13 protein-coding genes and 1 tRNA gene are annotated in these 12,049 nt (G+C 65.1%); 11 read left to right on the plus strand and 3 right to left on the minus strand.

Going from position 1 to position 12,049, the window contains the following annotated elements; translation table 11 throughout:
• The first annotated feature begins 280 nt into the window (after positions 1-280).
• From JWN03_RS39120 to JWN03_RS39140, 5 genes are all read left to right on the plus strand, one after another.
• Positions 281-487, plus strand: a complete 207-nt coding sequence (locus tag JWN03_RS39120) for a cold-shock protein (RefSeq protein WP_297626431.1) — start codon at positions 281-283, stop codon at positions 485-487.
• A 252-nt stretch (positions 488-739) separates the two neighbouring features.
• Positions 740-3,676 (plus strand): type I DNA topoisomerase, encoded by a 2,937-nt coding sequence (topA, locus tag JWN03_RS39125; protein WP_441343140.1) that lies wholly within the window; start codon positions 740-742, stop codon positions 3,674-3,676.
• Positions 3,677-3,817: 141 nt separating this feature from the next.
• On the plus strand, positions 3,818-4,324 hold the full coding sequence (locus tag JWN03_RS39130) for a mycothiol transferase (RefSeq protein ID WP_297626434.1): 507 nt from the start codon (positions 3,818-3,820) through the stop codon (positions 4,322-4,324).
• Between the two features lie 304 nt (positions 4,325-4,628).
• Positions 4,629-5,849: a DNA polymerase III subunit delta' gene (locus JWN03_RS39135; RefSeq protein ID WP_297626437.1), complete on the plus strand. Its 1,221-nt coding sequence runs from the start codon at positions 4,629-4,631 to the stop codon at positions 5,847-5,849.
• Positions 5,850-5,911: 62 nt separating this feature from the next.
• Positions 5,912-5,987: transfer RNA gene (locus tag JWN03_RS39140), tRNA-Thr, on the plus strand.
• Between the two features lie 92 nt (positions 5,988-6,079).
• Here the strand turns inward: JWN03_RS39140 and JWN03_RS39145 are convergent.
• Both JWN03_RS39145 and JWN03_RS39150 read right to left on the minus strand, forming a co-directional pair.
• Positions 6,080-6,574, minus strand: a complete 495-nt coding sequence (locus JWN03_RS39145; RefSeq protein WP_297626440.1) for a tyrosine-type recombinase/integrase — start codon at positions 6,572-6,574, stop codon at positions 6,080-6,082.
• A gap of 938 nt (positions 6,575-7,512) precedes the next feature.
• Positions 7,513-8,154 (minus strand): helix-turn-helix domain-containing protein, encoded by a 642-nt coding sequence (locus JWN03_RS39150; protein WP_297626443.1) that lies wholly within the window; start codon positions 8,152-8,154, stop codon positions 7,513-7,515.
• A gap of 216 nt (positions 8,155-8,370) precedes the next feature.
• Here JWN03_RS39150 and JWN03_RS39155 point away from each other — a divergent pair, with 216 nt between their 5' ends.
• From JWN03_RS39155 to JWN03_RS39165, 3 genes are read left to right on the plus strand one after another with little or no spacing between them, the layout of a single operon-like run.
• The gene (locus JWN03_RS39155) at positions 8,371-8,538 is read left to right on the plus strand and encodes a helix-turn-helix domain-containing protein (protein ID WP_297626547.1); all 168 of its coding nucleotides are present in this window, start codon (positions 8,371-8,373) and stop codon (positions 8,536-8,538) included.
• A 56-nt stretch (positions 8,539-8,594) separates the two neighbouring features.
• Positions 8,595-9,485, plus strand: a complete 891-nt coding sequence (locus JWN03_RS39160) for a helix-turn-helix domain-containing protein (protein WP_297626446.1) — start codon at positions 8,595-8,597, stop codon at positions 9,483-9,485.
• The gene (locus tag JWN03_RS39165) at positions 9,482-9,958 is read left to right on the plus strand and encodes a hypothetical protein (RefSeq protein ID WP_297626450.1); all 477 of its coding nucleotides are present in this window, start codon (positions 9,482-9,484) and stop codon (positions 9,956-9,958) included. Before JWN03_RS39160 ends, JWN03_RS39165 begins: the two co-directional genes overlap by 4 nt.
• A 207-nt stretch (positions 9,959-10,165) precedes the next feature.
• Here JWN03_RS39165 and JWN03_RS39170 read toward each other — a convergent pair whose 3' ends face one another.
• The gene (locus JWN03_RS39170; protein ID WP_297626452.1) at positions 10,166-10,294 is read right to left on the minus strand and encodes a hypothetical protein; all 129 of its coding nucleotides are present in this window, start codon (positions 10,292-10,294) and stop codon (positions 10,166-10,168) included.
• A gap of 50 nt (positions 10,295-10,344) precedes the next feature.
• On the opposite strand from JWN03_RS39170, the gene JWN03_RS39175 reads away from it, so the two are divergent.
• Genes JWN03_RS39175 through JWN03_RS39185 form a run of 3 tightly spaced genes read left to right on the plus strand, consistent with a single transcriptional unit; the run spans position 10,345 to position 11,855 of the window.
• Positions 10,345-10,596 carry a hypothetical protein gene (locus tag JWN03_RS39175; RefSeq protein WP_297626455.1) on the plus strand — a complete coding sequence of 84 codons (252 nt, stop codon included), beginning with the start codon at positions 10,345-10,347 and terminating at the stop codon, positions 10,594-10,596.
• Entirely contained in the window at positions 10,581-11,036 is a 456-nt protein-coding gene (locus JWN03_RS39180) for a hypothetical protein (protein WP_297626458.1), read from the plus strand. Before JWN03_RS39175 ends, JWN03_RS39180 begins: the two co-directional genes overlap by 16 nt.
• Before the next feature lie 24 nt (positions 11,037-11,060).
• Positions 11,061-11,855, plus strand: a complete 795-nt coding sequence (locus JWN03_RS39185) for a hypothetical protein (protein WP_297626460.1) — start codon at positions 11,061-11,063, stop codon at positions 11,853-11,855.
• Positions 11,856-12,049: the final 194 nt, after the last annotated feature.

Raw genomic sequence — 12,049 nt, forward strand, 5'->3', positions numbered from 1 at the left:
GGCATTATGCCCCTCACCTGCGCATTCGCAAGATCATCTTTTTTGCAAATTGTGGGTAACTCAGCTGTTGAATTGCTCGCGGACATGGTTCACTGGTTCCTGGTCGCAAGCTTCTGTGTTCGAGGGAACGGATCTAAAGTCCAAACCATCAAGCAGGATCGATGTTGCGAACGGTGTACTGATGGCTTTCCTGCAGGGGGAACAGAGTACAGCGGTCTCAACGGACCCGGTGGACGAACCTACTTGTCTACCGTTCCGGTATGGAAAGAGAAGGAACAGAATGGCACAGGGAACTGTGAAGTGGTTCAACGCGGAGAAGGGGTTCGGCTTCATCGCGCCCGAGGACGGGTCCGCTGACGTCTTCGTCCACTACTCCGAGATCCAGGGTTCGGGCTTCCGCACCCTCGAAGAGAACCAGAAGGTCGAGTTCGAGGTCGGCCAGGGCACCAAGGGCCCGCAGGCCACCGGTGTTCGCGCGCTCGCCTGAGCGGGCTCACCCATCTAGGTATCCGTCCCCCATCGCCACGCGGCGGTGGGGGACGAGCCATATCCGGACCCACTACACTCGATCACAACCCGGGGCCATATCGTCGCTGCGACCGAGGCCGAGCCTCTGAACACGGTATAAACGTTGCTGGCAGCGATAATCAGTAATCGCAGCCGCTTGCCCCAGCCGCGTATCGCGCGCCGTGACATGTAAACGACGCAGCGCGGATCGACAGGAAAGGTGTGTTCGCCGGTGGCAACACGAGACCGCGGTGCAGCGCCGAACTCCAAGGCAGCGCCCGACCAGGGTCGGCCCCTGCGTCGTCTCGTCATCGTCGAGTCGCCGACCAAGGCCCGGAAAATTGCCCCCTACCTGGGCCGCGGCTATGTGGTCGAGGCGTCGGTGGGGCATATTCGGGACCTGCCGCGAGGTGCGGCGGATGTGCCTGCCAAATACAAGGGCGAGCAATGGGCTCGGCTCGGCGTCGACGTCGACCATGATTTCGAGGCCATCTATGTGGTCAGCCCGGATAAGAAGGCCAAGGTCGCAGAGCTGAAAAGCCTGCTCGCCGACGCCGACGAACTTTATCTCGCCACTGACCCCGACCGCGAGGGCGAAGCCATCGCGTGGCATCTGCTGGAGACCCTGAAGCCCAAGGTCCCGGTCAGACGCATGGTGTTCCACGAGATCACCGAGCCGGCCATCCTCGCCGCAGCCGCCGACACGCGCGAGCTCGATAAGGATTTGGTCGACGCTCAGGAGACGCGCCGCATCCTCGATCGGCTCTACGGTTACGAAGTTTCGCCGGTGCTGTGGAAGAAGGTCATGCCGCGGCTGTCGGCGGGCCGGGTGCAGTCCGTGGCGACGCGCGTCATCGTGCAGCGGGAGCGGGAGCGCATGGCGTTCCGTTCCGCCGAGTACTGGGATATCGCGGCCAAGCTGGACGCGGGCGATCAGGGCGAGGGGAATCCGCGGGTCTTCGGCGCGCGTCTTGTCACCGTCGCGGGTTCGCGGGTGGCGACCGGTCGCGATTTCGGCGCCGACGGTCAGTTGAAGTCGTCGGGTGTCACCGTGCTGGACGCAGGCTACGCGCAGCGGCTGGCGGAATCGCTGCAGGGCGAGGCGCTGACGGTCAGCTCGGTCGAGTCCAAGCCGTACACGCGGAAACCGTATGCGCCGTTCATGACCTCGACGCTGCAGCAGGAGGCCGCGCGCAAGTTGCGCTTCACTTCCGAGCGCACGATGCGGGTCGCGCAGCGACTGTATGAAAACGGCTACATCACCTACATGCGTACCGACTCGACCACGCTGTCGGAGTCGGCCATCCAGTCGGCGCGGGCGCAGGCCACGCAGCTGTACGGCGCGGAGTATGTGAGCCCGACGCCGCGGCAGTACACCCGCAAGGTCAAGAACGCGCAGGAGGCACACGAGGCGATTCGCCCCTCCGGTGATGTGTTCATCACGCCGGGGCAGTTGCACGCGCGGGTCGACAATGACGAATTCCGGCTCTACGAGCTGATCTGGCAGCGCACGGTGGCCTCGCAGATGGTCGATGCGCGCGGCACCACGCTGACCGTTCGCATCACCGGTGTCGCGAATACCGGTGAGGAGTGCGTGTTTTCGTCGTCCGGCCGGACGCTCACCTTCGCGGGCTTCCTCAAGGCGTACGTGGAGAGTGTTGACGAGGAGGCGGGCGGCCAGTCCGATGACGCCGAATCCCGGCTGCCCGCGCTGACCGAGGGCCAGGCGGTGACAGCCATCGAGCTGGCGCCGGACGGGCACACCACCAATCCGCCGCCGCGTTTCACGGAAGCCTCGCTGATCAAGACGTTGGAAGAGCTCGGTATCGGGCGTCCTTCCACCTACGCGTCGATCATCAAGACGATTCTCGATCGCGGGTATGTGTACAAGCGCGGTAGTGCGCTGGTGCCGTCGTGGGTGGCGTTCGCGGTAATCGGTCTGCTGGAGGCGCATTTCGGCCGGCTGGTGGACTTCGACTTCACCGCGGCCATGGAGGACGATCTCGACGCCATCGCCGGTGGTCGGGCGCAGCGCGGAAACTGGTTGTCCAGCTTCTACTTCGGTGGTGACGACGGCGCCGACGGTTCGGTGGCGCGGTCCGGCGGCCTGAAGAAGATGGTGAGCGAGCGGCTCGACGGTATCGATGCGCGCGAGGTCAACTCGATCCGGCTCTTCGCCGACGACGAGGGCCGCGATGTGGTCGTCCGGGTCGGCAAGTTCGGGCCGTATCTGGAGCGCATGATCATCAATCCTGATGACCCGGACGGTGATCCGATCTCGCAGCGCGCCAACCTGCCCGATGATCTGCCGCCGGACGAGTTGACGCTGGATGTCACGGAGAAGCTGTTCTCGACTCCGCAGGAGGGGCGCTCGCTGGGCGTCGATCCGAACACCCAGCACGAAATCGTCGCCAAGGAAGGGCGTTTCGGTCCGTACGTGACCGAGGTGCTGCCCGAACCGGCGGAGGAGCCCGAGGCCAAGAAGGGCGCGAAGAAGGCGGTCGCGCCGAAGCCGCGCACCGGATCGCTGTTCAAATCCATGGATTTGGAAAGCATTACGCTCGACGACGCCTTGAAGTTGTTGTCGCTGCCGCGTGTGGTGGGTGTCGATCCGACCTCGAATGAGGAGATCACCGCGCAGAACGGCCGCTACGGGCCGTATCTGAAGAAGGGCACCGATTCGCGGTCGCTGACCGGTGAGGACCAGATCTTCACGGTCTCGCTGGAGGATGCGCTCAAGATCTACGCCGAGCCCAAGCGGCGCGGCGGGCAGTCGGCCAGTGCGCCGCCGCTGCGTGAGCTGGGTGTGGATCCGGTCTCGGAGAAGCCGATGGTGATCAAGGACGGCCGATTCGGTCCGTACGTCACCGACGGTGAGACCAATGCCAGCCTGCGCAAGGACGATGCGGTGGAGTCCATCACCGATGCGCGAGCCTCGGAGTTGCTGGCGGATCGGCGGGCGCGCGGGCCGGTGAAGAAGGTTGCGAAGAAGACTGCGGCCAAGAAGGCGCCCGCGAAGAAGGCTGCCGCTAAGAAGACCGCGGCGAAGGCCACGGCATCGAAGACCACGGTGGTGAAGAAGGCTGCGGCGAAGAAGGCTGCTGCCAAGACCGCCGACGGGGTCACCACCAAGAAGGCTGCGGCGAAGAAGGCTGCCGTTTCCAAGTAGTCCGCGCCCCAATAGTTCCGACCGGAAATCACCCGCTTCGTGCGGGTGATTTCCGCTGTCAAGGGTTCTCGTCAACCAACCCGATTGTCGGTGCCCTGCCGTAGCGTGTGTCCCGAATACGCACCAGCGGAGGGACATTCGATGACGGTCGACCACGAGCGTGAACAGCTGATCAGTATCCTGGCGAGCCAGCGGGATATCTTCCGGATCACCCTGCGCGGGATCGAAGAGGATGAGGCGCGGGAGCGGAGCACGGTCAGCGAGCTCACGCTAGGCGGTCTGCTACATCACGTGATCAATACCGAGCGGCACTGGACCACCATCCTCGTCGAGCGCGACCCGAACTCCGAATTCGATGTCTCCGGAATGGATTCCGAGTACAAGCTGGGTCCGGACGAGACGGTCGAGGGGCTGCTCGCCGAGTGGGAAGTGCTCGCCGAGCAGACCGCGAAGCTGATTCGCGAGCTGCCCAACCTGGACGATTCGATCCCCGCCCCGACCGCGCCGTGGGCGCCCGAGCGGGAATGGCTGTCGGCGCGCTACATCGTGCTGCACATTCTGCGCGAGATCGCCCATCACTCCGGCCATGCCGACATCATTCGCGAATCCTTCGACGGCGCGAGCACCACCCACCAGCGCGCGGTCTGATCTTCGGCGGGTTCCGTCCGGTAGCCGCGCCGGCGACGATCGGGTGCGTCCCACCGGTTGAGCGTGCGTGCCTTGCGTAGTGCGCACTCGCGAGTCATACCCTGTGGCGAGCGCGTGGGCGTCGAGCGCCCGCTGCTATCGGTCGACCCGCGCTGCGGCCGTTCGATATGCGACGCGGAGGTCGTCGAGGTGCGCTCCTGTTGCGCGGCCGGGTATTGGGGGAATCGGCTGTGGCGCTGGGCGAGCAGCGGTCTCGGGGACCGGCCCGGCCGTCGTGTCGGAGGGCGACAGTAGTCTGTAGCGCGTGGCTGGAGTCTTCGATCGACTGGTGGGACAGGATACGGTCGAGTCAGCGTTGACGACTGCGGCGGTGGCCGCGCGGGGTGGCGCGGTGGTGTCGTCGTCGGCCATGACGCATTCGTGGTTGTTCACCGGGCCGCCGGGATCGGGGCGTTCGGTGGCGGCGCTGTGTTTCGCGGCGGCACTGCAATGCACCGATGCGGGGAGCCCGGGGTGCGGGCGGTGTCATGCGTGCACGACCACCATGGCCGGAACGCATGGCGATGTGCGCCGCGTGGTGCCCGAGGGGTTGAGTATCGGTACCAAGGAGATGCGCGAGATCGTGCAGGTGGCGTCGCGGCGGCCCAGTACCGGCCGGTGGCAGGTAGTGGTGGTCGAGGATGCCGACCGTTTGACCGAAGCGGCCGGAAACGTGCTGCTCAAGGTGGTGGAGGAGCCGCCGGCCCGCACCGTCTTCCTGCTGTGCGCGCCTTCGGTGGATCCGGAGGATATTTCGATCACGCTGCGTTCCCGGTGCCGGCACGTGCATTTGGCGACGCCGTCGGTCGATTCGATTGCGAAGGTGCTGCGTGAGCGGGATGGGCTCGCCACCGATACCGCGGCCTGGGCGGCCTCGGTCAGTGGCGGTCATGTCGGCCGGGCGCGCCGATTGGCCACCGACGATCAGGCCCGAGCCCAGCGCAAACGGGCCCTGGCACTGGTCGCTGCGACCACCCGTCCGGGCGTGGCCTACTCCGCCGCCGACGAATTGGTGAAGTCCGCCGATGACGAGGCCAAGCAGATGAGCGCGGTCCGGGACGACAAGGAGCGAGACGCGCTCGCGATGGCGCTCGGCGCCGGCGGTACCGGTAAGGGTGCGGCCGGGGCGACCCGCGGGTCGGCCGGTGCACTCAAGGATTTGGAGAAGCGGCAGAAGTCGCGTGCCACCCGGACCGGGCGTGACGCGCTGGATCGGGCCCTCATCGATGTGGCCGGACTGTATCGGGATGCGCTCGCCGTGGGATTCGGCGCGGCGACGGTGCCTATCTCGAAAACCGGTGTCACGCTCACACATCCCGATATGGCCGACCAGATTCGAGAATTGGCGACCGATGTCCGCCCGGAGGGCCTGCTGCGCTCGATCCAGGCGGTGCTCGACTGCCGCGAGGCCCTGGAAACGAATGTGAAGCCCCGCTTCGCGGTCGCCGCCATGGTCGCCGGGCTGATCGCGGCCCGCTCCGCGTGACCGTCACCACCGATTTTCGTGATCCGGCACCGAGACGATAGACTCGCAGCGCCGGAAGGCACGCCGCCTTAGCTCAGTCGGTAGAGCGCTTCACTCGTAATGAAAAGGTCGCGAGTTCGATTCTCGCAGGCGGCTCCAAGTCAGAGGCCCTTTCCCGTTTTCGGGGGAGGGCCTTTGTCGGCTCAATGTGCCAACAGTGTGCCAACGCACGGGGGAGTCTCCCCGTCAATTCACCCGAACAGCGCGGCCCCCGCCGCCTTCAAATCCTCTGCGTGCGTGTCGGAGTAGACCGACAGGGACATGGACGGATCGTGTCCATGCCAGGCCGCCACGATATGCACCGGAATCCCGAGCGTGAGCATGAGAGACACCGACGTGTTCCGCAGCCCCTTCAGTTGGATACGCCGCAGCCCAGCCGCTTTCGCGATCCGCTGGAACTCATCGGTGTACCACTCAGGCCGCAGCGGAGTCCCGTCCGCGTGCACCGCGATCAGGCGATCGTCGGACCACGGGATACCCAGCGCCAGGCACTCGGCACGCTGCACGGTCTTCAGGCTGCGCAGTGCTTCGGCCAGTTCGGCGGGTGGCGGGAGATCGCGACGGCTGCGCCGGGACTTGGGCAGGTTCTCCTCCGTCTCGGTGCCGACCGCGACCCGGCCGCGCCGGACCTTGACCTCCGCCTCCAGGCGCGTCCAACGCAGTCCCAGCACCTCCGACCGCCGCATCCGTACGTGGACAGCAACCAGCACGCGTGGAGGCGGTGCCCCGCCGCAGCCTCCCGGAACCGCTGGACCTCCGCCACGGTCCAGGACTTCGCCGCCTCCACGGCGTCGTCATCCTCCGGGATCTCATCGGCCGGACGCTCCACGAGCGCAATCACGTTGCGCGGCAGGCGGCCCTGGTCCACGTAGGACTGGATCATCATGGACAAGGCCGTCAAGGTGCTGCGTACTGTGACGGGCTTTACCCCGCGCTCCACGGTGGCCAACTCGGTCGCCTTATAGACAGCCCTTCCCGTTCGGGTTACACGGCCGGTGCGCACCAGGGCCGACAACGGGGTGTGAATCTCCTGGCCTGGAAACTCCGCCTGAATCGCGCCGGTTGTCACGCCATCGGTGTGCAGCGCCACGAAGGCCGCGACCCGCGAGGATAGGGAGTCTGGGTTGATCGCGCGGCGCTGGTCCACGCGGCCCTGGGTCAACATCCACGTGACGAGGGCGTCCCCGTCCGCCTTTGTGAGCTGTGAGAGCTTGCGACCACCCATATAGCGGCGGGCGGGCAGAAGATGCTGAACGTAGTTGTTGCGGGTGACCTGGCGGCGCAGGCGGCGGCCCGCGAGCCACTCGTCGCACGCTTCGTCAAGGGTGAGGTCCAGGGGCCGGATGAAGGTCCCAGCCGCCACTTCCGAAGTGATCCGGCGGTATTCGCGCCGCGCTTCGGTCTGGGTCCGGTAGGTGAACCGCTGGCGGTCGCGGGTGCCGTCCGGCTTGGTCCCCACGTCCACCTGGAACGTGTAGCTGGTCTGTCCGTTCTTGGCGGTGCGCTTGTCGATCGGTTCGGCTCGGCGGCCCTTCTTGTCCTTGCTGTCGTCGAGGTCTTCTGCTATGGCCATATATCTCGAATCCTTCTGTGCTGCTGGAGTTTTCGGGGTTACATCCGTGGTTCATTCATTCGCACTCTCCACTCCTGAGATCTGAGCTGACGTCGAATCGGTCAACCGGTTGCCGAATCCGTCCACGGTGAGGCCCGCATCATGCTGTCGTCCCTTGACGCTGTCGATGCCAAGATCGGCCTCAGCGATTGCCCGAAGTAGTTGGGCCGCAACGGTGTCGAGATACGGGTCGCGCTGTCCCGGTGGCAACTCTGCGATGCGTCGGTTGGTGGCGACGTGGCTGGCCTCGAGCTCGGTCCGCCGTCTCCTCAGGTCACGTTCTTCACGCACCAACTGCATAGGCAGAGTGTTGCCCGGTGCGGAGGGCGGCAGATTCTCGCCGACGAACCACTCGATAGCCCTTATCGACTGGTCGATTTCGCCCGGGAGGTACGCGACGGGACCATCGGGAACATCCGGGAACAGCAGCAATATCGGCGGGACGTCGAGGGCGCGCGCGAGTACTAACAGCTGTGTCACCTCGAGTCGGGTTCGTCGTCCGACTTCGAGATCGGAAATCGTTGCGCGGGTGACTCGGTACCCCAGCTCAGCGGTGCGATCGGACAACCACTGCGCAGAGCGGTCGCCCCGATGGCGTCTGATCTGTTCGGCGATCCTTCGGACGGTGGAGTCCTTCCACGTCGATTGCGTCATTTTCGAGAGGATACTGCCAATATTGCGCGGAATCCAAGCGACTCCAATTCTGCAATCCAGTCAGAGCGGCGGTAGTTTCTCCCCGCGACCCGGGGTCCAGTTCCAGATGCTGTTGCCGCGCCAAGTCTGCGGCGCGCAAGGACCGTCCACTGAAACCGGCAAATGCTCGAAAGGTGCGTCATGCTCTACGACTTCGCTCACATCACGACCCCCACCATGGCCGTGGGGGATGCTGCGGCTGCGCTCGGTATCGCACGATCGACGGCGTACCAGCTCGCCCGAGCAGGTGACTTTCCTTGCAAGGTGGTGCGAGTTGGTACGCGGTACCGAGTCGTCACGGCCGATCTGCGTCGCCTTCTGAGTGCGGAGAGTGTCGCTGCCTGAGAACGTCTTGTGTGTCGCCCGAACCTCATTCGCACACGCCCGCGCTGAACAGGTAAATGCAAGCGCTGCAAGAGAATCCGAGCATTTCCTTGAGTATTGAAGCGATTGTCTGGGCACTCAAAAGCGCGTCCGGCGTGAGCGGGCGCGAACAGGTCGTGCTGATCGGTCTCGGCGAGCACGCCAATGCTGATGGCACGGTTGCCTTTCCCTCGCAGGCCACCCTTGCCGGGTATGCCCGATGCAGTTTGCGCACTGTCGCGCGTGCGATCGAATCGCTGGAGGAAAAAGGGCTCATCGAGCGTGGCGATCAGCGACTCGCTCGTCGCTACAGCACTGGCCACCGGCCACCGATCGTCTGGAATCTTCGGCTAGACCGAGTTCGCAACCACGCTGAAACCACATCGGAATACATGTCACCGGTGACTGAACCTGACGGCAACGACTACGTCAGGGGTGACCAAACGTGCCACTCAAGGTCGGGAAACCTGCCACTGGTGGTCGAGAATCATGCCAGCCGTGGCGTAGTAACCGTCCCGAACCGTCCTGAACCACAAAAGCGCAGCGCAGCACAGGATTCGAGCATCCCCGCCGGAGCCTGGACGCTCGTTGACAACGTCATCGGCCAAGAGTTTCCTTCGGGCGTACGGACCGGCCTCGCCAGAAAGGCCGCCGAGCTACTTGCCGAGGGAAAGTCGTCCGGCGACATCGAGGCTGGGCTACAGATTTGGCAATCACGCCCAGGGGTCGGTCCCGGCTTACTGCCATACCTCGTCGGCGATGCCGTCAAAGCCCGCACCATGCCGTCACCCAAGTCGACGACGAATGACCGGGTCGCGCAGGCACAGGCGCTCAAACGGCCCGAGTGGGACGACTACGACCCTGCACTCGATCGCCCGGCAGTCGGTCTTGCTGCCAGATTCATTGCACAGAAAGCGATTACACGATGAACCGCAACGAGACCGCAGACCTGTTGTCTGTGATCGCGACGTATGACCAGCGGACGATCGGTGAAGCCGACGTCGAAGCTTGGTTCGCTGCGCTCGGTGAGATGCATTACCGAGAGGCGCGTGACGCTGTCGTCGAGCATCACAAGACCAGCACCGACCGCATCCGGCCGGTGCACGTGCTCGACCTCGCGCGGCGTGCGTCCAACGATCGCATCGAGCGTGCCAGCGCGTCGCCGGTGTATCGGGATCAGCGCGACGCCGAACGTGATGGGCGGCTGGCGCGATTGCTCGGCGGTAGTCCTGCGGCTCTTGGTACCAGCGCCGAACGATCACAGCCCGCGTCCGAGGCCACACGAAAAGCAGTGATGGCTCAGACAGCCAAGTTCTTTCGCATCGAGACAAGCCAGGAGAAGGCCATGCGCATCCATCTCGAGTACGTCGCGAAGAACGAGGGCGGGGCGATGGCGGCGTGAGGCGACCCCGATTTGAACACTGCAATGCTTCCGCGGATTCGGTGGAACAGCTCCCCGAGTGGGAACAGCGCTACGTCCGCGCCCTACGCCGGGAGAACGCGAGTCTGCGGGTGCGCGTCCGTGATCTGGAGCGCCGAGGGTGCGCTTGCCCGCCTAGCGCAAGGAATCCGAATCATGCCCAATGACGCCGCCAGCGCGTACCTGGGACTACACCGGGCGCACCTCGTCGCCGACCTGCGAGACACCCGCGCCCTCCGTGCAGCCGCTCTCCGGGGCGATCTGGGAACCGTCCGATGCCTTGCCGGTGCTTGTGCCCTGCGTCTGGTCCAGCGCCAACACCTCTGGGACACACGAGTTCTGCCGGAACACCTATCAGGAGAACCCGAATGACCACCGACCCGTCCGCTCCGAGATCCGAACTGCGCACCCGCCGCAGCCTTTTCGGTGCCGAAGTCTTCACGGTCCACCGTTCCGCACGAGGCAACACCCTTGTGATCAGCGGCCCCGGCCTGCGCCTGGACATGCACCCCACCGCCGCACGGAGCCTCGCCGGCCGAATTGCCGACGCACTCGAAGGATTCGAAATCGGAAGCGACCACACCGCCCTCGCTCAGGAGAAGCCATGGCCGCCGCTGTGACCGGTCACGGCCCAAAACGTACGCGCGCGCAGGAGATCGCGCCGGAGGTGGCGCGACTGCGTGCGCAGGGACTGGGCCGAAACGAGATCGCGCGAACGCTTGGTGCGTCGGCTGGCACCGTGTCGAACGCCGCAGAGCTGGCGGGCATCTCGTTCGACGCGAGCGCGACTGCCGCCGCCACCGAGGTATGCAAGGCCACGGCACAGCAGCGGCGCACCCTGCTGGTTGGGCGACTGCTCGAAGTGGCCTCCGATGCGCTCGACCGGCCCGAGGCCTCGCCTAGGGAACTGCGCGACCTCGCCATCGTGGCAGGCGTCGCGATCGACAAGTCCCTCAAGCTCGAATCCCACGAACAGACCGACGCCGCTCTCAGCGCGGTCGACGGATGGCTCACAGCGATGCTCGGCGACAAGCCAGCGATCGCCAGCCCATCCGAATAGCCCACCACTGCAAGGAGATTCACCATGTCCCAGCCCTCTGCCATCGCTGCTGACCACGCCGAGCGCGACGAACGCCGCCACTTCGCCGCAGCAGTAAACCGTGCGCTCCCGGATCGCGGCGACCGTTACCACCTGATCGCCCAGGTAACCGGCAAGTACATCTCTGCCGACGAATACCCCACCGCCAACGAACTGCGTCAGGTGCTAAATGCAATCCCAGCGCATCTCGCGCAGCAACGCGCCGAAGTCGACGCCGAAGCGGCTCGCTGCGCGGACGAGGAACGAACGCAGGCCGCCCGCACGCTGGCTGCCCTTGAGGAGGCCATTCGTGCGGGTGCTCATGTGTCGGCCGCCGAACTGGCCGCCGCACAGGCAGAGGCCAGCGCAGAGGCCAAACGCGACGAGTTGGCTGCCGAAGGCACGAAGGCGCGCGCCAAGGCCGGGCGCGAACTGAGCAAGCGTCAGGAATCAGCGAAATCGGCTGTGCGCAAAGACCTTCCGATTCCCCCTCTCGCCGAGATTGCCGCAGCAGTCGACGCCGCCGAGATGGCAATCGGACGGGTGGACGTACTGCGTGCCGCCCACCGGGACCGAATCGAAGCCGCGAAGGCTGTTCTCCGCGACGGCGGCGTGGTCGAACGATCGTGGTACGACAACGCACGTGAGGGCATCGATGACTCGACCCATGGTCATGATCGGCTACCGGCTGTGACCATCGACGATGTCACATACGGCCTGGACAGCATCACGGACGCGCTCGTGGAGATCGGACGCTACGCCTTGCAGATGTCGGGTACCGGAAGGATGGCGAAGCACTAACTTGACGCCGCTCGTCAGGGCTCGATGACCGGCCGATCTGACCTCCGGGGAAGCCGAATCCTGACCCCCGATAAGTGAGGCTTATCGGTGGTCAGGATCCGCGCCCGGTAGGGCATGTCAAAGACTTTGGCCGCCTTGGCTCCGCTGCCGCATCGCCGATTCGGGTGCTCGGAAGCCGTACAAGTATCCCTCAA

The organism is Nocardia sp., assembly GCF_025465275.1.
In the GTDB taxonomy this organism is placed as follows: Bacteria; Actinomycetota; Actinomycetes; order Mycobacteriales; family Mycobacteriaceae; genus Nocardia.